This is a genomic window from Pedobacter sp. GW822-FHT03F06 (assembly GCF_058801365.1).
Genome location: NZ_JBXANE010000006.1, coordinates 355991 through 378073, shown reverse-complemented (window position 1 = coordinate 378073; position 22083 = coordinate 355991). Strand labels below are relative to the sequence as shown.

General features: G+C 34.4%; 16 protein-coding genes. 10 read left to right on the top strand and 6 right to left on the bottom strand.

All coding sequences use genetic code 11. The features are described from left to right. Nucleotides 1-83 precede the first annotated feature (83 nt). Both AC1RJ8_RS13165 and surE read right to left on the bottom strand, forming a co-directional pair. On the bottom strand, nucleotides 84-356 hold the full coding sequence (locus AC1RJ8_RS13165) for a stationary phase survival protein SurE (RefSeq protein WP_493008048.1): 273 nt from the start codon (nucleotides 354-356) through the stop codon (nucleotides 84-86). 12 nt (nucleotides 357-368) lie between these two features. After that, on the bottom strand, nucleotides 369-1214 hold the full coding sequence (gene surE, locus AC1RJ8_RS13160) for a 5'/3'-nucleotidase SurE (protein ID WP_492953965.1): 846 nt from the start codon (nucleotides 1212-1214) through the stop codon (nucleotides 369-371). 222 nt (nucleotides 1215-1436) lie between these two features. Here surE and AC1RJ8_RS13155 point away from each other — a divergent pair, with 222 nt between their 5' ends. The 6 genes from AC1RJ8_RS13155 (at nucleotide 1437) to AC1RJ8_RS13130 (ending at nucleotide 10712) form a co-directional block, all read left to right on the top strand. Then, complete coding sequence (locus AC1RJ8_RS13155; RefSeq protein ID WP_492953966.1) at nucleotides 1437-4370, top strand: M16 family metallopeptidase; 2934 nt, start codon at nucleotides 1437-1439, stop codon at nucleotides 4368-4370. 705 nt (nucleotides 4371-5075) lie between these two features. Continuing rightward, a complete protein-coding gene (locus AC1RJ8_RS13150) occupies nucleotides 5076-5510 on the top strand; it encodes a hypothetical protein (protein WP_492953967.1) in 435 nt (144 codons plus the stop codon). A 37-nt stretch (nucleotides 5511-5547) separates the two neighbouring features. Beyond that, the gene (locus AC1RJ8_RS13145; RefSeq protein WP_492953968.1) at nucleotides 5548-5868 is read left to right on the top strand and encodes a hypothetical protein; all 321 of its coding nucleotides are present in this window, start codon (nucleotides 5548-5550) and stop codon (nucleotides 5866-5868) included. A 201-nt stretch (nucleotides 5869-6069) separates the two neighbouring features. Further along, entirely contained in the window at nucleotides 6070-7266 is a 1197-nt protein-coding gene (locus AC1RJ8_RS13140; RefSeq protein WP_492953969.1) for an HNH endonuclease, read from the top strand. Nucleotide 7267: 1 nt separating this feature from the next. After that, nucleotides 7268-9043: an ATP-dependent nuclease gene (locus tag AC1RJ8_RS13135; protein WP_492953970.1), complete on the top strand. Its 1776-nt coding sequence runs from the start codon at nucleotides 7268-7270 to the stop codon at nucleotides 9041-9043. After that, the gene (locus AC1RJ8_RS13130; protein ID WP_492953971.1) at nucleotides 9036-10712 is read left to right on the top strand and encodes a tetratricopeptide repeat protein; all 1677 of its coding nucleotides are present in this window, start codon (nucleotides 9036-9038) and stop codon (nucleotides 10710-10712) included. The genes AC1RJ8_RS13135 and AC1RJ8_RS13130 overlap by 8 nt, the downstream gene beginning before the upstream one ends. On the opposite strand, the gene AC1RJ8_RS13125 is transcribed toward AC1RJ8_RS13130, so the two are convergent. From AC1RJ8_RS13125 to AC1RJ8_RS13115, 3 genes are read right to left on the bottom strand one after another with little or no spacing between them, the layout of a single operon-like run. Then, the gene (locus tag AC1RJ8_RS13125) at nucleotides 10702-12393 is read right to left on the bottom strand and encodes a response regulator receiver domain (protein ID WP_492953972.1); all 1692 of its coding nucleotides are present in this window, start codon (nucleotides 12391-12393) and stop codon (nucleotides 10702-10704) included. The two genes, AC1RJ8_RS13130 and AC1RJ8_RS13125, sit on opposite strands and share 11 nt — an antisense overlap. Continuing rightward, complete coding sequence (locus AC1RJ8_RS13120) at nucleotides 12386-15343, bottom strand: ATP-binding protein (RefSeq protein ID WP_492953973.1); 2958 nt, start codon at nucleotides 15341-15343, stop codon at nucleotides 12386-12388. The genes AC1RJ8_RS13125 and AC1RJ8_RS13120 overlap by 8 nt, the downstream gene beginning before the upstream one ends. Further along, nucleotides 15333-16436, bottom strand: coding sequence for a DNA cytosine methyltransferase (locus AC1RJ8_RS13115; protein WP_492953974.1), 1104 nt, complete (start codon nucleotides 16434-16436; stop codon nucleotides 15333-15335). Before AC1RJ8_RS13115 ends, AC1RJ8_RS13120 begins: the two co-directional genes overlap by 11 nt. A gap of 112 nt (nucleotides 16437-16548) precedes the next feature. On the opposite strand from AC1RJ8_RS13115, the gene AC1RJ8_RS13110 reads away from it, so the two are divergent. The 4 genes from AC1RJ8_RS13110 to AC1RJ8_RS13095 all read left to right on the top strand — a co-directional run bounded on the left by AC1RJ8_RS13110 (nucleotide 16549) and on the right by AC1RJ8_RS13095 (nucleotide 21369). Continuing rightward, the gene (locus AC1RJ8_RS13110; protein WP_492953975.1) at nucleotides 16549-17529 is read left to right on the top strand and encodes a hypothetical protein; all 981 of its coding nucleotides are present in this window, start codon (nucleotides 16549-16551) and stop codon (nucleotides 17527-17529) included. Between the two features lie 287 nt (nucleotides 17530-17816). Beyond that, nucleotides 17817-19793 (top strand): hypothetical protein, encoded by a 1977-nt coding sequence (locus AC1RJ8_RS13105; protein ID WP_492953976.1) that lies wholly within the window; start codon nucleotides 17817-17819, stop codon nucleotides 19791-19793. Continuing rightward, a complete protein-coding gene (locus AC1RJ8_RS13100) occupies nucleotides 19780-20628 on the top strand; it encodes a hypothetical protein (RefSeq protein WP_492953977.1) in 849 nt (282 codons plus the stop codon). The genes AC1RJ8_RS13105 and AC1RJ8_RS13100 overlap by 14 nt, the downstream gene beginning before the upstream one ends. A 3-nt stretch (nucleotides 20629-20631) precedes the next feature. Beyond that, nucleotides 20632-21369 (top strand): DUF6339 family protein, encoded by a 738-nt coding sequence (locus tag AC1RJ8_RS13095; RefSeq protein WP_492953978.1) that lies wholly within the window; start codon nucleotides 20632-20634, stop codon nucleotides 21367-21369. 245 nt (nucleotides 21370-21614) lie between these two features. On the opposite strand, the gene AC1RJ8_RS13090 is transcribed toward AC1RJ8_RS13095, so the two are convergent. Then, entirely contained in the window at nucleotides 21615-22058 is a 444-nt protein-coding gene (locus AC1RJ8_RS13090; protein WP_492953979.1) for a very short patch repair endonuclease, read from the bottom strand. Between the last annotated feature and the right edge of the window lie 25 nt (nucleotides 22059-22083).

Below are 22083 nucleotides of genomic sequence, written 5' to 3'. Positions count from 1 at the left end.
TCCGCTACGGTCGAGATGACGATTCATTGTGACCTGTCATCCAGCTTTGTTTTTGGCTAAACACTAACTTCTCTTATATTCTTTCAAAAAACTTTATACGCAAAAAACACAAAAGCGCATAAAAAGGTTGCTGCCAATATGCCTCTTCCAATATTTTCTTTGTTGTATTTAAAAAAGTATTGCATGGTATAAGCATTTATGGCAATACCACCAATGTATAACAAATCTGCTTTAGCAAGAGAAGCCACATGGTGAATGATATACCAGGCCATGGAACAAAATATTGCCGGCACAAGCAAACCTATGCCCAAACCTATCCATACCGAATTATTTAATCTTTTCAACCGATCAATCATAAGGACAAGTGCTTAACCTAAATTAATGCCATCGGGCGCTGAAACTTTGGCTCCGGCACTTTTAGATTTCGTAGCATTGTTACCGATAAAATCCCAACTGTTTATTGCTTGTATCGCGTGATGGGCCGTTAAATCAAACTGGACCGGAACAATAGAAATATAATTGTTTTCCAATGCCCAAACATCGGTATCTTCTCCTTTATCAAAATTTTCGAAAACACCGGTTAACCAATAATATGGTCGTTTGTAAGGATCAGTTCTTTCATCAAATTCTTCCATCCACTTGGCATTGGCCTGGCGGCAAACCTTAACGCCTTTTAGCTGATCGCCCTTCGGGAAATTCACATTTAAAAGGGTTCCTTCTGGTAAACCATTCGCTAAAACCTGCTCACAGATGTTTTTAATGTATTTTTTGGTATGACTAAAATCGGCATCGGCTGCAAAATCATCTAAAGAGAAACCAATAGATGGAATTTTTTCTATCGCGCCTTCTACTGCCGCAGACATGGTACCCGAATAAAGTACATTAATCGAATTGTTTAATCCGTGGTTAATTCCCGAAACGCATAAATCAGGTTTTTTACCTTTAAAAATCTTATTTACAGCAATTTTAACACAATCAACCGGAGTTCCACTGCATTTATACATTTCTACACCCGCATAAAGATCAACCTTATCAAAACGGATCGGTTTGCCTATGGTAATGGCATGTCCCATACCGCTTTGCGGACTATCTGGTGCAACCACCACTACATTACCCAGCTCCTGCATTACTTCCATTAGATTCTTTATGCCCGTAGCTGTAATCCCATCATCATTTACAACTAAAATATTTGGTTTTGTGCCCTGCTTTGTCATGCCGGTAAAAATACAGATTATAAATTCAAGGCACAATAAACCATGATTGATATGCTAAAATCATTTATTCCTAGATTTTTAGTTTTGAAATCAAAATTATTTCATTCCCTGCCAGAAAGCATATATATTTGGATAAATAACTTATTAAAAATGAAGGCTGTATTTGAGATCATACTTAAACGAACAGGTACGCACTCATGATCATAAACCAAAACCAATTCAATGAAATTCAAACTATTTACTTTGGCTTGTTTTCTAATTACAGGTTCTTTAGCGAAAGCGCAAACAACCTATCAATGGAAAACAGGAACTTCTGGTGGCTTTAGCTACAGGTATGTAACCAACGATCCGACCAAAACACGTTTTTATACGCTAAAAAACGGTTTAACTGTAATTTTATCCCAGAACAATAAAGAGCCTAATATTACCTATAAAATGGCGGTAAGAGCGGGCAGTAATACCGATCCGCGTACCAATACCGGCCTGGCGCATTATTTAGAACACCTGTTATTTAAAGGAACGGATAAATTTGGAACCTTAAATTATGCCAAAGAAAAACCGCTTTTAGATAAGATCGAAGCACTTTACGAAACCTACAACAAAACTACCGATCCGGTTAAACGTAAAGAGATTTATAAGGAAATTGATAAAACTTCGGGCGAAGCTTCTAATTATTCTATCGCAAACGAATACGATAAAATGATGAAATCGATCGGGAGCAACTCTACCAACGCCCACACCTCGGTAGAAGAAACCGTTTACGAAGAAGATCTTCCATCAAATGCCATTGATAAATTCTTGGCCGTACAGGCAGAACGTTTCCGCGCGCCTGTTTTCCGTATCTTCCATACTGAGTTAGAAGCGGTTTACGAAGAAAAAAACATCGGTATGGATAACGATGGCCGTAAAATGTATGAGAAAATGCTGTATGCTTTGTTCCCAACACATAACTACGGACAACAAACTACCATTGGCACCATCGAACATTTAAAAAATCCATCCTTAATCGAAATCAGAAAATACTACAACAAATATTATGTGCCCAATAATATGGCCTTAATTATGAGTGGTGATATTAATTATGATGATTTAATCAAAAAAATCGACAAGGACTTCGCTTATATGGCACCTAAACCTTTGTCGCTTTATAACCCTGCACCAGAAAAACCGTTAACACAGGTTCAAACGGTTGATATTTATGGTCCAAGTGCCGAAAATTTATATGTTGCGTATAGGGGTTTTGCCCAAAATACGCACCAAAGTTTATTGTTAGATTTAATCGGCAGCATTTTAGCCAACGGTAAAGCGGGTTTAATGGATATCAACATCAATAAACAGCAAAAAATGTTGAGGGCGGGCGCCGGTTATAACTCGATGAAAGATTATGGAATCTTCATTTTATCTGGCTCACCTAAAGCTGGCCAAAGTTTAGAAGAAGCCCAAAAATTATTGTTAGAACAGGTAGAACTGCTTAAAAAAGGCGAATTCGACGAAAGCCTGATTAAAGCAACTGTTGCGAACATCAAATTAGCGGAGTTACAGAGCTTCGATAATAACGATGTGCGTGCAGATTTCGCGATGAATGCCTTTATCCAAAACCGTGGTACGGAGTGGGATAAAACCCTGGCATCAACCGATGCAATGGCTAAAGTAACCAAAAAGGAAATTGTAGATTTTGCCAATAAATTTTTCGTCAACAACTACGTTTCCATCTTAAAACATAAAGGCGAAGATAAAAGCATCATCAAAGTAGAAAAGCCAGCCATTACCGCTGTAAAAACCAATGTTAATGAGGTTTCTCCATTTACAAAAGGTATCATTGCTGCTCCGGTAAAACCGATAGCCCCTAAGTTTTTAGATTACACCAAAGATCTTAATTTCGGTAAAGCAGGCATTGCTGATGTAATTGCGGTTCAAAACACCGAAAACGGAATTTTCCGTTTAGGCTACCGTTTTGATATGGGCTCGTACAACTACAAGTTATTGCCTTATGCCGCTCAATATTTAGCGTTCTTAAGTACCGATAAATATTCGGCAGAGGATATCAGTAAAGCATTTTACAACATTGCCTGTAGCTATAGCATAAACGTAGGTACCGATGTAACTACAGTTTCCATCAGTGGTTTACAAGAAAACTTTGATAAAGCAGTTGCCCTGGTAGAAGATGTACTGGCAAATTGCAAAGCAAACGAAAAAGCCTTAGAAGATTTAAAAGGCCGTTTGTTAAAATCGAGGGATAATGCAAAATTAAACAAATCATCAATTCTTGGTGGTTTAATGAGTTATGCACAATACGGTGCCGATAATCCTTTCAATTACGGATTAACGAATGATGAGATCAAAAATATGAAATCGGCAGATTTGATCTATATCTTACACAACCTCACCAATTACAAACACACCATTACTTATTATGGCCCTAAAACCTTAACAGCATTTTCTGCTGATATTGTAAAAGCACACCCATTGGCCAAAGCATTTACTGATGCGGCGCCAATTAAGAAATTTGTATACACCAAAACCGATTCGAACAAAGTTTACTTTGCCGATTACGATATGGTGCAGGCAGAAATCCGTTGGGTACGCAATGGTGGCTTGTACGATCCGGCCAACGCTGCAAAAATTGCCTTGTTTAACAACTATTTCGGCGGCGGTATGGGTTCAGTCGTATTCCAAACCATCCGCGAATCTAAAGCTTTGGCTTATTCTACTTTTGCAGTATATTCTTCTCCAAATACCAAAGAAAAAGAAAATACCATTATTGCTTATGTAGGTACACAGGCAGATAAAATGAATGAGGCCGTTGCCGGTATGAATGAGTTATTAACCACTTTACCAGAGTCTGATAAATCATTTGCATTATCAAAAACCAATTCATTAAATGGCCTGGAAACCAGCCGCATCACCAAAGACGGAATTATCTATAGCTATTTGGCAGATAAAAAATTAGGTTTCGATCACGACTCGAGAGTTGATGAATACGCGAATTTAAAACCATTAACTTTTAATGATGTAAAATCATTCCACCAGACCAATCTTTCGGGCAAACCTTACAGTTATTGTATCGTAGCTTCCGAAAAGAAAATCAACATGGCCGATTTAGCAAAATTTGGTCCGGTAACTAAATTAAGCCTGGAGCAGATTTTTGGATATTAATAAGGTTGAAGGTAGGAAGGCGGAAGGTTTAAGGTAGAACCTGATGCTTTAATATCAAAATTACCAGCGATTCCCGGAAACGGGGATCGTTTTTTTTGTTAATTGGTTAATTAGTTTATTGGCCATTGGTTCATTGCCTCTCAGCAGTTCAATTTAACTTTCGAGCTGGAAATTAGAGGTATTTGGTACAAGGAATGACCTGATGCTATGTAGAGGCCAATTGCCTGAACCGCCACCGCTGTTTGTTCCTTTTTATAATGGTGATCAGGATGATGAACTATACTATCTCACAATATGTAATTATCTTATACTCAATTATGAGTAATCGATCCGATATGACTTGACATTTGTCTTATTTTGGTTTCGAATAATGGATTTTATGTCTACCTTGAGCATGCGCTCTCTGACTATCAATTCTCTGCCCCCAATAATTTGCCAGGTAAAATGCCGGAAGATTGATTATGATGAGGTGTTATATAAGCTTTAATCAAATAAAACTACAAAGTCATTATTGCTGATATTAGTTGCTATAGGAAAATTCTATTTTTTCTAATACCGAAAGAGATAAGGTTACAACTTATTGATTCGGCTAAATTATTAATCGTTCCAGCAAGACTTTTAAGGAAGATATTGAAAAAATAGATAGAAAGGGATCACGGCCAAAATCTGTATATTATAAGTTGGTGAAGATCATATAAAATAAAGATGGCAAAAATTATCGCACTCAGAGGAGATTCTAATAGGGGAAAGTCCAAAACATTAAACATCGTTTACCAGTATTTATTGCTCTTTGGATATGTGCAGGTACCGAAATATTTTGGTGTACTCGGCAACCTTGACCAATATGACTTTATCGACATTGTTGAGAAAAAAGGAGTAAAAGTGGGCATAGCCACTATGGGTGATTATCAGAACGGTTTACAACGCAAAAGAAAAGGTAGTGTAGAAAGCATGATAGATCATTTAGTTGGTGCAGGGTGTGACGTAGTGGTGTGTGCAGTAAATTCAGGTTTAACCAGAGCAATCAGCCATATATCTTCCTATCCAAACGAGTTTGTAGACAAGAGGGTTTCGGTTTCAGATGATGAAGAAAGAATTAGAAATGGTGAAGATGCTGAAAGAATCTACAAATTGATTTAAATACAAGTTTATATAATTAAAATAAATAACGTTCTCAATGAAAATTAAAATCCCCACAAAACAATCAGCGACCTTACATAGAAAGATATTTGCCGCGGTAGAAGATGAAACATTAAAAACATGGGTGGTAAGGAAAAGCCAAAATGGAAATAGCTATTTAACCCATAAGCCCGAGCAGTGGTATGATCGAGCCATTCTTATTTTCAATACTACAAATGATGCTCTTGAAATAAGTGTCGATCATTGGAACGGAAAGCAGGGGGATCTCTCGGTCTACGGTTACTATTTAGGAAGATTTACCGAGGCGCTTCTCGTTCACTTCTCTTCCGATTATGAAACTTTCGAGATTCATAAATAACTGGATGTATGGATGTTTTAATAGAAACGCAAACAGTTAACTATAGTGATTCCTTTAAACAATTTCCAGTGGTAATATTAGTTTGTTCGAAAATAAAATTTCCAAATAACTGATTGAAGTTCACCTGATATTTCTCTAGGATTAAAAGCAATTTAACATTATCCGTTACTATGCCCACGATGGCATCATCTCAAATACACAATGGAGGAAACTAGTTACTTTAGTGAGATTTTCAAAATATTTGAGGAAATACAAACCCCTCTTTCAGCAGAAGAGGTAGCCATAAAATTGAAAGCCAATGGATTCTTCCGACGAAGCAATAATCTGGACGAAATAACACCAAGCCAAGTTAGAGATAGAATAAGAAAGAACAAATCATTATTTAATATTATAAAGACCAAACCATTTACCTATAGTCTTAAAAATAATGTCTCAAACCTGTGGGTGCTGAAGACGGTAGATAAGACTAAACAAGCCTCTCAGATTGAAAGCTATGGAGATAGTTTGGGAGAGTTTTATAATTATGACAGCAACGTTGCCAATTGCAAACAGATTATGGAAGGAGATGTTGCTATTCTTATTGACAAGGAGAAAATTCTTGGATTTGCTCATATAGAAAGGATAAGCGAAAGTACTGGAGAGAAGAGAATAAAGCGATGTCCATTTTGTCCTAGTACAACTATTGATAAACGCTCCAGGCTTAGACCTACCTATCGATGTAATAAAGGGCATGTTTTTGAAATACCAATTGAGACAAAAGGATCTGTAATAAAATATAAAGCTCAATTTGATAAGTTCGTAAATATTGGAAGCTATTCGAGCGATCTTATGCAGCTAAAACCTTATTATGTAAATCGTTACAATAAAAATATGTCTATGCAATTGCTTGATTCGGGTGCTTTGAGGCATTTTAAAGGAATAGGTGATCACTTGCACTCAGTGCAAAAGTATGGGAGTATCGGACCTGAAGACGCATATGTTGAAGAAGAATATAAAAAACCGTATCTACCCATTGATCGTGATAAACGGGATACGATTGATAGAGCTATTAAGTTAAGAAGAGGTCAAAAGCAATTCCGAGACAAGCTTCTAAAAAGATTTGATAATACATGCGTAGTCACTGGGTCTAAAATTATAGATGTCCTTGAGGCTGCTCATATCAAACCTTATATAGGAGAGAATGATAATCATTTAAGTAATGGAATTTTATTGCGAGCTGACATACACACACTTTTCGATTTGAACTTGGTTGCAATTGATCCAGAAACGCTATTAGTCCATTTTCACCCAAAAGTAGTCAGTGAGTATTCAGAATATCATTTGCGAAGAATTTTGGTGGATGAGAAAACTTTAAGCTTAATATCTTTAATATGGAGATGGAGTAACAAATTATTTTAGAATGACAAGTAACGAAAAAACAGAAAAAATAATCCAGAGAATAGACCAAGCATTTAATTCCGGAGCTTTTAAAAATTATATCGAATATATAAGATTTCCTTTTTTCAAAAATTTGAAAATAGACAGTCGCATTGATTTTAATTTTCCATTCACGGTTTTAACCGGAATAAATGGATCTGGTAAAAGTTCGGCTTTGCATGCTCTTTTTGGAGCCCCTCAGGGTAAAAGTACCAGTAGTTTCTGGTTCTCTACTTCCCTAGATCCTATCATAACCGCTGCCGGACGAAAACCAGCATTCATATATGGCTATAAAGATAACAGTAATAATATATTAGAAGTCATCAAAACTAGGGTCGGTAAATCTAAGGGGGCTGATTACTGGGAACCATCTAGACCGATCAGAAAATATGGGATGCAGCTTTTACCTGATGGTGCAAGAAATGCTGCAATAGAAAAAGATGTAATTTACTTAGATTTTCGTTCTGAACTTAGTGCATTTGACAAATATTTCTATTTCGGGAATTTTCATTCAAGTACGACATTGAAGACCAAACAAGATGTTTTAAGAAAATACTCTAAGCACATTGAACGAACAATTAAAGAAAATAAGCAAATCACCTCGAGAAAAAGAAAAAGCAGCATTCCTATAACCCTCTCGCCTCCTGCAGTTAAAGCAATAGCTGAAATCTTAGGAAAGCCATACAAGGAGTGTAAAATAATAAATCATGATTTCTACGATGGGCCAGGTTCGACGGTGTATTTCACAACGAATCACCTAAAGTACTCAGAAGCGTTCGCTGGAAGAGGCGAGTATGCGGTTGTTAAGCTTGTACATGCAATTTTAGGGGCTCAAGATCATTCCCTAATTATCTTAGATGAACCCGAAGTATCATTACACCCAGCGGCACAAGAAAACTTAAGATACTTTTTACTAGAAAATTGCTTGGCAAAAAAATTGCAAGTCGTAATATCCACGCATGCACCAAAGTTGGTGGAGTTTCTGCCGAAGAATGCAATTAAATTATTTTATACTGAGAGTGACAAATTTAATATCCTAAATAGTGCAAGCTACTTGGAGGTATTCGATAATATCGGAGAACGTATAAGTTTAGCACATCAGAAAAATATCATTGTAGAAGATAAAACGGCAAAAACCCTAATTGAAGCCATTATAAAAGAAATCGGAGGTGATTACCCATTGTTATTTAATGTATTGTTTTTTCCAGGAGGAGCCGATCACGCTAAAAAATCAGCTGTATTTTACAGTCAGGAGGGCGAATTAAATAAATATCTTCTACTAGATGGAGATAAAAACATGCCACATTTTGATCCATTAAATTTTAGCCAAAGAGAAAGTAATGACATTACCTTCCTCGAAAGTAGATTACGTGACAGTACCGGCTCTGATTTTAGATCTTTAGGGTTTAGAGTAGATGGCAATACAAGTGGTGGAAATTTAACGCAAAAGAAACAGATCATCACTGAGTTTTTACGCTATCAAACTACTAACATGGATTATCTCCCGTTAAATATTCCAGAAGAATTCATTTGGGATGAAGACGCTGCGAAAAATCTACTCGAAGCTGTCGGAAAAGAGACTGTTGAATATTCAGATGATTTTAAAGAAAAATTTGTGGAATTCTCCAATCTACTTTTTGGGAATACAGATAGTGAAACAATTGAGCAAGCTCAAAAAATTTTCATTCAAAAATTTATTTCCAAAAAAGATGAGAACTATGACGCTATTGTTTTAATACTTAAAAACTTCCATGGATAATCATTGCACAATAGATGAAATTGTTGGTGAAATTAAAAAAGGTAAATTATCAATCTATTGTGGCGCAGGAATATCTTTTAATTCAGGATTACCTGTTGTAAATCAACTACTTGATTATTTATTTAAAAAACTTAACTTATCTAATACCGAATGTAATGCCCTTTGGGATAGTGACACCCCATTTGAAAACATAATGGAAAAGCTTCTAAGTGAATCAGAATTAACAGAATTCCAAAATATATTCGCGGAAGGTACCCCAAATATAAACCACTTATTCATCGCGAAATTAATAAAGAATGGGTTTGTCAAAATTGTATATACGACAAATTTTGATTTATTAATTGAAAAAGCGCTAGTTTTAGAAGGATTAGAACTTGATAAGGACTTTAAAGTATATAAGACAGAGAAGGAACTCCGGGAAATAAACTGGAATGAAACTTCAGTGAAAATTATTAAGATTCACGGGTGTGCATCTGCTCAAGAGGAGATGGCTATTACTTTATCACAATTAGCCTCAAATAGATATCTTGATTTAAGAACAGATCTTTTGACACAAATTTTTTCTTCCGCAGCCTCTAGTTCCGTATTGGTTTTAGGCTACAGTTGTTCTGACTTTGATCTAGTACCCATCATAGCATCATTAAAAAATCCATCTTCACAAATCTTTTATGTCGAGCACAATTCCAGTGATTCTAAAATTGAGCCTATTCGCTTAAAAATTGAGAAAAACCCTTTCAAGCGGTACAAAGGTAAAAGACTAGTACAAAATACTGATGCCTTTATTAAAAATTTGATCGATGAATTTCAATTGAAACTTAAACACCGTGGAAGTATTTCAGAAACGAGTTGGAGGTCAAAAATAGACGCGTGGTTTTCTATAAATACCGAATTAAGTGGAAAAGGATTTAAACATCACATAGCTGCTCGACTATTATATGCTATTGGAGAAAATCAAACAACTATTGCGCATGCTGGAAAAGCAATTAAGATTGCTTTTGATGATAATAACGCCAAAGCATATTCAAGTGAACTTGGAACCATGGGGATGGCACATAACCGTCTTGGTAATTTTGAAGAGGCATTGCGATGTTTTGAGAAGGCACTTCCAATTACAGAAGCAATTGGATATGAATATAATATCTCTGTACAATTACAGGCATATGCTAATATTTTACATCATGTCGGCAGAAACGCAGATGCTATCCAATATTTTAAACAAGCTTTAGAAATATCTCGGGCCAACGGCAATAAATATACTGAGAGTAATATATTAGGAAATATAACTAATTGTCATATAGCTCTTGATGAATATTTAAGCGCTCGATATTGTGTTTCTAAAGCACTGGAAATATCTGGTCTTATAGGAAACAAACAAGCAGAAAGTAGTCAATTAGGCATGTTGGCTCAGATTCAAACAAAGACTGGTCAAATTACAGAAGCATTAAAAACTATGCTTTCAGCAATAGAAATAAAAACAATGTTAGCCGATAACAATGAGCTATGTAAACTTTACTTAAATTTAACTGGAATTTATATTATGCTAAATGGCACTGAACAAGCCTCACAAAGTGCGAATAAATGTTTATTGCTAGCTAGGAAAATTGCAAATCAAAATATTGAGAAAATGATTCTTTTTGTAATTTCTAGCAACAACTTGACTAAATTTTAACAAAGTCAACCCCAACTCTTACAGAATGACCAAATGCATGATTAGCAATTCTTTGCGCATAGTCAGTTCTAAGAGTAGTTACATACTCGACTTCAATATAATTCAATTTTTGATCAATTACTTCTTCGAAAATTTTATTAGTGATATCCCATATTCGGATTTTATTGTCTATTAACTTATTGTTTTCCACATTAAAAACCTTTGGCTTAATGTAGAATGGTTTATATAGAAAATTCTTATACCCATTAATTTCATTCTCCAACTTCCTAAGACGGTATTGATCCATCGTCTCTTCTTGTCTTTTGGGTTCTATCTTTTCCGATTTAGCACTCTCAAGATCACCCCAATAAACCGCGGTGTTATTAGGTAGGAAACTGACAAAAGCCGTGTCTCCAAGTCTTAGTGCAGCATCTCTATCCTTTAATACGCTGCCTTTAACAAAATAAAAATTAAATTGAATTTTACCTGGTTCATAACAGTCACATAAGGCTGTAATACATAGATAGTGGGTATTGCTATTATCCTTGAATACATCACCAAAGTTCAAATTTGGCACGTCATCAACATTAAGACTTTTAACTTTTACTGAATTGTAGAACACATTTAATTGAAAAAGATCGTCCTTCTCTATGGGCTCACCCCTCAATTCATTACTCTTAAAGTCGAGAAATTCAGGCTTCAATAATTCAAGCTTGGCAGTCCGCAATTTCAACGTAGCTTGTTCCATCAACAGTTTTTTGATAATTGTTCCAAATGCCTTATCATTCTTCAAATGATTTCTAAAACGAAAAAGAGCTTCAGTAGAACTTTTCAAAATTTCCTCGTCAATAAAACGTTCGTTTGAGTTAAATATGGACTGCATTTCTAAGCCTAATAGTTGAAAAAAGCTTCCCTTATTCTTAATGATAATTTCTGATATCCTCTTTAAAAGATTGTTATAGTCTGAATCTTCAGCTGCATCTTTTTTTAATGTCAAGATAAATGTATTGTTTATAATAAACGAGTCGTTACCAGCATTTAAAACTTCATGTTGATTTACGGCAACTTCCGGTATCAGAAACTTATCAAGTGATAACGAGATATAGATATACTTAATTAACAGGGCAGCTGGTTTATTCTTTATGCTTGCTACTGGAAATGTTTCCAAATCAATCTGATTTTCTTCAAAAAAGCGATTGACGTCAGAGCCTTCACTATTCCAAAGTTTTAATATTTCTTCTCTTTCAATATATTCATAGCTATTTTTAATATTTTCAAAATCTCCTTTATTCAGGCCAGAGAAATAACCATCCAGAAAAAGTGGAATTTCGTTGAAATTGTTAGAGTTTGAATAGATACAACAAAAATTTATATGCGAAGTATTGAGAGCTTTGTTCAATAGCCTTAAAGAGTATTCTTGACCTGAGAGATCCGCCAATTCCCAATCTAGAAGTATGAGATCACGTCCTTTAAATAAATAATCTAATGTCTTATCGTTGTCCAAATTCGTAGGTTCAAATCGGTGTACAGATAAACTTTTTCCATTATCTTTAAAAGTCTTAAAGAGTTCAATAGATAATGCTTCTTCAGGTATATTATTATTAATGGGCTGATCCGAAAAGAAATCTCGGGCCTTATCATCAATAAAAACGGCGGATGTAATTGATGCATTAAGTATATCGAATGCTTTTTGATTATACATTTTGAGAGGTTAATTTGGTTATTACAAAACATGCACCTTTTAAAGTGTTATAAATTTTATCATTGGTAGCGTATATTTCCAGTCCAGCATCATTGAGACTTTGTTTAGATAGATATAATCCAATTCCTCTTCCGCTCGGACGTTGTGAATAAAATAGCTCAAAAATTCTTTCTAATCTGTAATCGGGTATTTTTTCACCAGAGTTAGCGATAATTATTTCGTCATTTTCGTCTAAATAATCGAGTTTAATACACCTATCTTCTTTATTCCGCATCCAATAAATAGCATTATTTATTATATTGATAAATACAGTGTAAATAACGGGCTCTTTTATATTTATAGAATGACTAGCGAAACTTTCAGAAACGTCAAAATAAATGTTATACTCCTTTATTTGGTTCTCAAAAAATTCTTGCAAATAATCTAATATAGCTCCGCATTTTACTTCTTTAAATTGAGCACCGGATATTCTGTATAGAGGAGATAGTAATGCGTACTTGTCCTCTAACTGTTTAAAATTCTTTTCTAAAAAATTAAATTCTTTAATATTTTTAACGTCAGCATTAGTACTTAAAACATTTAACTGATTATTGATTTTTGCATAAAGTTGATTAAACTCATGATCAATAATTTCAACAGCAATTCCTAATTGCGCAGTATCACGAGTCTGCTCCCATTGATACTTCATCTGATCAAATTGAGCTTTGTAAGCTCCCTGAACCTGCTCTTCGTCGATATCAAAAGACAGTCTACTTATATGTTCTACTAGGGGAAATAGTGTTCTTTCTAATTCCTCAACCAAACTATTATAGTTTTTTTCAACTTCCTGATTTAAGGCAAATACCTTTTCTTTGGAAATTATACTATCAATTATACCATCTTTATTTTCTTTGAGTGCATTGATTAATCTTTTCGATCTTTCGCTGTAATCGTTAGATAAACTTTGCGATTTCGTGTGTAATCGTTGTTGATACTGCTTAATTGATTGTTCTAAAGCAGAGATATAACCATTATATTTTTTGGTAAAATCGATTTTTAAATCCCTTACTTCTAATTTCTGTTGAGCTCTTTGATTTAACTCTTCCCGTTGTGGATGTACCAACTCGATAAATCTAGTTAGTTTATCTTCAAATTTATATAAACGTTCTTTTTGAGTTTCTGTAGGTTTGTATCTTTTTGGGACTTTCGGAATTAGTAACTTAAATTCCATGTCCATCTTTTGAAGTTCGTCTAATATACCTTCAACTTCTGAGTATCCTACGCCAATTTGATTTAATTTTTCATCTAGCTGAGTAAGAAGCTCTTGGTATGTAGCCTGATGGGCTTCCAATTTTTTTGGATAATCATTTAATGCCTTTGTAAAAGCAATTTTTTCGGCTTTCTCTCTAGCCTTATCTGCTTGTAAAGCTTCATTTTGATCATTTATTTCTTTTTGTTTATCCCTAAATAATGAAAATTTAGGATTCGTTTGAAAATAGTCTTGTGCTAAAGTGACAAAAAAATTAATTGCATCGCTTGTAAACGCTCGATATTGAGCATTATTAATTAAGCCTTCTCTGCTTGATTTATCTTTAAGATGTTCATTCCTTTCTCTGGTAAGATCTAAATATCCGTACATTCTACGGTATGAAAAGTAATAAGTTCCGGCTCTTTTTGATCTTCTTTGTTCGAAGTTTAAAAAATCTGCATTTTCCCTACCATAGGGTAAAACTCTAAAATCGTCTCTGAATATATATAACCCACCGTATTCTTTTACCTTTGCACTTATATAATCAAATTTAATTTCTTCCAAACTTGTGGATTTTTCTTCCCCTTGCGAATAACCTAGTTCAATTGGTATTATCCCATAGAATGATCGCTTGTCCTTTTTTCTTGGATTTATATATGAATAATCAATAACGTCATTATATATTCTAATTTTTCCAGAAAAGACACCATTGCCATCAAACTCACCTTTAATATAAACATCAGCTAAATCGAAATCAGCCTTAGTAAAAAAGTTGCCTCTTGAATTTAACAAATCATAACTTTCGGCTTCGCTATAAATATTAAATTCAGTGGAAATTTTAATATCGGTATCTTTGAATGGGTTTGTGAAACCCGTTAGACTAGAAATCACAAACTGCCTGTCTTCTAACCCATCGCTATCACTTTCAGATAGTTCCAAAATTTGATTGATGGGATTGAAGGTGATGAACATTGTACCATTACCGTCTTCCTTATTGAAAAATTCCTGTATTTTATCCAAAATAGGCAATTCGAGAATGGCATTTTCCGTTTCATCAATGATAGTTTCTTTTATTTCGATTTGTTTACCCTGCCAGTCACTTAATTCTTTAATTTCAGATAAATCATCAACTATAATCCCCCAGTTGTTAACTGCATATTTCTCTTTATAAGATTCTCCTTTGAAATTAATTAAGAATTCAGATTTTATTTTTTTAAAATGATCTTCTATTTCACCTAGGTTATCAATAGTTACTATTGGGATTGCTATATCATCTAAAAATAGATTATAGTTCTCCAATAATCGCCAGTCAAAATAAACGGCTTGTAAAGGGTAACCAGTTTTTTTGGTGAGCATCAACATCGGATTGCCGAGATAAGCAACTGAAAGTCTGCCAATACCCTTTTCACCTGCCTTAATCCTAGGGCGTTTCCAAAGAGTATCTTCCGATTCTATATCTAATTCTGCACGCGATTTGGAATCAGTTCCTAAAACTAACCATTTTTCGATAATATCTGTGCTTGACATTCCTTTGCCATCATCAGAAAGAATAAAATATGGTTTGGATAAACTGTTGTAGCCTTCCTTATATAAATCAGCTTTTAAATTATCAGCGTAAGCATCATAGCCATTTTTCCATAATTCAGTTATAGCTGTAGGCAAATCTGCAATTTGGCCTTTACCTAATAAATCAACTGCTCTAGCTTTGGTTCTAAATTGCATTCAAGTGATTTTGTATAATTGCCTTACCTACGGCCTCTGCATATTTTGGAGGAACTGCGTTCCCGATCATACGAGCGGTATTGGCGATACTATTTGTTTTAAAGACATAATCTTTTGGAAAAGACTGTAATGTTGCCCCTTCTCTAAGAGATAATGCTCTATCTTCCTCTGGATGAACAAAGCGGCCATTAGAGATACTGAAAAATTTAGTAGTTATCGTTGGAGATGGTCTATGCCACCATAAACGCCCAAATGTATCTTTAAAAGAATCATCCTTGCCAATAAAACATTTTAGCTGAAGCTCTGAATCATTCGCGAAACCAAGTCTATCACCACCATCCTTCTCTACTTTTCTTAAACGTCTTTTGTTCACATCGGAAAGACTTGGCACAGTATGTAAATAATCCGTCTTGTCACGATACCCAGCATTAATCTTCGGAAATCCATTTTCTTCACCTAAAACGTCTATTACCCTTTTTATTGGTCCTTCTGCTTTAACAGGAATAATCTCATTACTTGTTATTCGGCTTGCGATCAGTGTAAATCTTTTTCTGTTCTGAGGCACACCATACTCTTTAACGTTATGTACCTTAAAATGCGGATTATCATATCCGTTAGCGTTTAACCAATCAATAAAATCACTTAGCCCGCTTTCTTGCTTTTTACTCAAAACCCCTGGAACATTTTCAACCACTACATACCCAGGTTTAAAATATTTAACAAATCTTGAAAACTCGATTAATAGATTTTTTGATTGCGATGATTTCGTTTTATCGGTATTGATAATTGACCAGAATTGGCAAGGACTACATCCGATCAGTAGCAAATTGTCATCATTTTTCTTCAAGGAAAGCCGGTGTTCAAGGTCTTCTTCTTTCAGATCAAAAACATCGGCTGGAATAAATTCAGCTCCTTTTATGTTAGCTTTATAGGTTGCTTCACAATTTTTGTCAAAATCAATGCCCGCCAATATTTCTATACCCGCCTGCTGCATACCATAGCTCATTCCTCCTCCAGAACAGAAGAAGTCAACGGCCTTAATAGTAGTGTTTCCCACAACGGCATCTGTAGATGTATTTTTTTCTGAGCCCATTTAATATTAGATATGGCAATTTATTATAAAATTACAAAATTACAAAAATTTAAGCGTGTTTTTTAGCTTATCGTAATTACCTCATTTAACGTTTTTTATTTATTTTTATATAATGAAGAAGCTGATCTACTATCCTAATTTCGAACCCCCATCAACCAATTGGCTAAAATTCGCAATCCTGTATTTAGATCGCTTGGAAAGCATTGTTCCATACAATCGTATCCATTTAATAAGTGATGATTACCTTAGATTACAAAATGAAACAAACCTTGTGGAGTTATTTTCTCCAACCGACAGTCAAGGTTATCGTGCAACACTAAACGCCATTACAGAAACTGAAAAGTTTTTACAAAAACCGTATCAATTCAGTGGCTTATTTAACAAATCAAATGTATTAAGGGATTGGAGAAATCCTGACACATGGAATTACGAAATATATGGAGGAAAATTTTCCTACTCATGGATAGCATATTGCGAAGAGCAAAAAATCGGCATACGTACGCAGGATGGAATTTTGTTAACCGAAAACCTCGCGTTCCTTTACATGACACATCTTGCTAAAGAAATAGCTTATGATAGAGAAGCGGATATTATTACAGACAATTTAAGTTATGACCATTATACTAGTTTTTCTAGAGGTAGAACACCTCTAGCACAAAGACACCAATTTATTAAAGGAACCATAGAACTTAAAGTACCTCAAAATCTAAATTCAATCAGCGTACAAAGTTTAATTGATTTTAGAAATAGAAACATCGAATTGATTAACAGTTTTAATCAACAGATTGATCTTGTTGAAAATGCTATTGGTAACGGAATTACTGAAGAGCAGTTTATAATAAATTATAACTATACGCTAAACTCATTAATTGCCGAAATTAAAAACTTGGCGATTAACAGTATATCTATTCCCCTAGGTTTCTACGCTTTAGCCACCCATGCAAATGTCTTAAATTATGAATATGCAAAAGAGATACTAACTGGTTTAGGAATAGTCCACAATGGCTATCATGCCATTAAAAAATCACTTCGTGATAGTCGAAACGAAAGAAATTGTCGAAAATATTTAGTAAGACTTAGCCATCTTAATTAATTAAATTTATTTTTTCAGTTAAAAAGCTTAAGTTTAATAAAATTAACCAAACGCTCTATGAACAGACCACCACTATTAGGTAAGCTGTTTCAATGTATCCCATATATTGAATGCCTGCCACAAAGAACTTTTTACCATTCTACTTCTTAAAGGTTTCCTTACATCTTGTTACATAACCAAATAAACGGATAGAGTATTCAGCTGGACATTTAAAGCACATGATACTCTAAAGTGAACTTTTATCTATTTAAATAATTAAGGGGATTTTATTAAAAAATAATTTCAATATGGAAAAAGGTTGTAAATGGCACTTTAAACCTGAAGGTGGACGAGACGTTGGTCCTAATGACCCCGTTGATGAAAAATTTAAAGGCCAGCCATATTATTCTATTGTTAGGGAAGCAATACAAAATTCATTAGATGCTATACAAGACCAAGCCGAGCCTGTTAAAGTTGATTTTACTTTTTTTGACCTAAACAGGATTGATTATCCTGGTTTTTTTTGCCTTGAAAATCACATCAATCAATGTCAAAAATACTATCCAAATGATGTCAACGCTGAAAGATTATTTAATAATATGCTTTATTATTTGAATGGAAATGTTGAACGGAAGAAAAGGCTCAGTCTTGCTTGTTTAAAAATTTCCGATTACAATACAATCGGAATGGATTATACAGAAAAAGACACGAAATCTCCATTTTACGCATTTTTAAAAGCTGGTGGAGTGAGCGCCAAAAGCGAAGGTTCCGGTGGTTCGTTTGGATTTGGCAAAGGTGCGTATTATACACTTTCTCCTATTAAAACCATTATTGTTTCCACTAAGACTGCAGTTGGAGATGTTTTTTTTGAAGGTTCTACAATATTAACCACCCATAACGATGACCAAGCGAACAAATTAACGGCATATGGATACTACGATAATAATGGTGGCCAGCCGACACAAAATGAAACTGACATACCGGAAATTTTTAGACGTGTAGAAATTGGTACAGACGTAAACATAATTGGCTTGTGGGATGAGCCTTCCAGAATCAGATTAATGATTAAATCTGTACTAAATAATTTTTGGATGGCTATTTATGATTGTCAACTTGTGGTGCAAGTGGATGACATTGTAATCAATAAGGAAAATTTAGAACAGAAAGTTGACGAGTATTTCCCAAATGATGGATTCGAAAGTGGAAATGCAACTGAAATTGGGTCATGGAATCCAAAATCTTATTTAAAAGCTGTTAAATATACCAATACAAGCGATCAGTTTCATCTCTTTGAAGACACCTTAGAAACTATAGAGAATGTTAAACTGTATGTATACTTAGATAAAGGCTTACCTAATAGGGTGTCTTATTTCAGGAAACCTAAAATGGTTGTTTTTAAACGGCCTAATGGAAAAGTAAATGGATATTCAGCGGTATTTATTTGTGAAAATGAAAAAGGAAATCAGATTTTAAGACTGATGGAAAACCCTGCGCATAGCGAGTGGAAAAAGGAAAACTATCCAAAAGATGAAGGCAAAATTTCCAAAACGGCTAAAAAGGCTGAAAGGGAAATAAACGACTTCATAAACAAATCACTGGAATCGCTATCGAAGATAAAAGCGGGGAAAAAAATTACTTTTTTGGGTTTAGAAGAATATTTGTCAATCCCGGAAGATTTGTTGGAGAAAGAAGAAGAATTCGACTATATCGGAAATGTTTCTAATTCATCCTCAGGAGTTTTGAGCAATGAAATTTCGGATGATGAAACCGGAATTCAAACAACAGAATACACACCTGTTAAAATTAAACCGACTATTATTCCAAAATCACATGCAAAAGAGGATGCAGAAGTTCATATTGCTGAAGATGGTGAAGAGAATATAATTATTGGTGGTGAAAATGAAAGCGATAATGGAGAAAGTGAAGAATTGCCTCCTGGCGATGGTAGTGATAGTAGTATGGGGGGGAAGTCAGAAGAATCTAACAATAATAAAGTTCTCGTAAAGGTAGGCTTAAGAGTTATAGCCCAAAAGGAAAATAATATACAATATCACATTCTGGTTATTAATTCAGATAGACTGATTAACAATGCAGAAATTGAACTAATGGTAGGTGCTGATAATGATAGAGATAGTGGCATAGCAATAGTTGCTAGTGATAACGGTTTAATTGAGAATAATGTAATTAAGAATTTGTCTTTGATAAACGGAAGCAACAAGATTAAAATTCAATTTTTAGATGCTCTAAAACATTCCATAAAAATTAAAGTGTATGAAGTTCAATGATGTTAGTTTCCCCCACCCTATATTAGGATTAAATGATTCAATAAATAGTGCTATTGATTTGCTACATCCAGAAATAAATTCACTCCCGGATGTTTACAGAATAGCTATTAACCTGCAGTTTAATAATAATGATTTAAAGCAAATATTAACCGAGGGCAAGGCAAGGTATTATTGTGAGGCGACATGTACCAACACCATTTATCGGAGAGCATTCTTAAGTAATTCATCCAAAATGGAGATAGAAATTCCAAAAAAAGAAGTTAAAGGCCGTGTGGAATTTACATGCTTATTAATTGCGTCTGAAAATATCGATAGCTATTCTAATTCAGATGTGCATTTAGATTACAAAGATTATTTTTTTGATCTAGAGGCAGGTGACATTTTAGCCTACTTTGGAGAGTTTTCATTTAATGCCGACATTAAATATGAAAAATTAAAAGCTGTTTCGTCTTTCATGGAAGTTGTGGGAAATGATGATTTAACATACACAAACATAGATTTAAAGAATAGTAAAATAGTAATACAATTACCATCTGACTCATATGACATATTCAGTAATGATGTAATTTCACAGGAAGAAAGATTTGCATCAGTATTTCATGCCTCTTTAGTTTTAAATGCTCTTCTAACTGCACTTTATAATTTTGACGATCACAAAGATTATTTATGGGCGAAAGTAATTGAATACCGCTTAAAGAATGAACCTGCATTTAAGAATCTTTCAATTGATGAAAAAGAAAATATCCCTGAAATAGCACAACGACTATTAGGTAATCCGTTTGCTCGTCTGATCGCTGGGTTAAATTCGATTCTAGAGTGTTCACAAGAAGATTAGCTTATGGAAAAGCAATTAATATTTAAAGACAAATATGTACAAAGACTCAAAGAGAATCTGGCAGATGGCTCATTACTATCTTTTTATAGAAGCAACCAGTTCATTTACGATAAAAAAGAAGTGTTGATGATGCCTAACATAAACGCATCACCCGATCTAGTTAACAAGCTTGATTTCGAAGATGATTTTAAAACCGCTGTTTTACTCTACGAAGCTTTTGAAAATTTAGCACCAATACAAGCTTCTGATGAACGTTTATGGACGTATTTGTCACATGCTGACCTTTATCCCTACATGATTAAAAGGTGGAGTAGCGTTTACGACGGCAGTGCAAAAAACAATATCGAATACATAGTGGAGCATTGGTTTTTAAGTTCATCCGCTCAAAGTAATTTATTGAGGCATGCACTATCTGGATTGTGGTGGTCTGTATTTTTATCGGTTGATGAATCCAGAGGGTCCAATAAATATGATTTAACAAAAATTTTATTTCGTCAGTTGGATTTTCCAACTAGAACTTTAGGCACATATAAATTAGGTCGCCATAGAGAAGCTGTTATTGGTATATTAGAGTTTATACAAGAAAATGAAAATCTCTTTAGTACAAAGTTTGAATATAAATCCCGTTTTATTACAAAACATTTAAATGTTATAGGTGGAGTGAAGCCAATAGCATATTACAATCGACATTTTTTTAAGTCAGAATTAGAAAAATTATCATCGACAATAGCTAAATTTTAACTATAGCAACACAAATAATTTTAGCTGGGTCTTGCACATGATCATTGATCCGCTATGGTATCCATGTAAAGAAAATGATTTTATATAAACAACTCCTTGTTTGTGCTGTAAATAAGTGGATAGAAACAGAGTAGAGGTGAATTAGAGTTAGTAAAAGAAAGTTTAGTCGAATAATAATTTATTTACGTCAATACGAGAGAATGTTGTTATAAAGATATGTATAGTTTGAGTAAATGACATTTACATTAGTTCTTGGCAGGTATTGTTTGATCTTTCGCGGTTTCGAGGTAAAGTAGAATTTGATTAATACATTCAGTCAAATTTTTAGTTACCTCATGATCCCAAAATCGCATTACTATATACCCAGCGTCTTCAAGCCTTCTTTGATTGATATTGTCGCGCTTCATGTTGCTTTCAATTTTCGGAACCCAGAAGTCAGCATTGCTTTTTATATTTAAGCTGTTCTTTTTCCATTGATACCCATGCCAAAAGCCACCGTCAACAAATATAGCAAGCCGATATTTATTAATTACTATATCAGGTTTTCCTGGCATGTTTTTAACATGTATCCGAAAGCGTATACCATTAGCCCATAACGCTTTTCTGAGAAGCACTTCGGGTTTCGTATTTTTGCCCTTAATGCGACTCATATTATATGAACGGGTTTCTTTGCTATGTACATCTGCCATGCTACTATAACAATGTGCGATTATT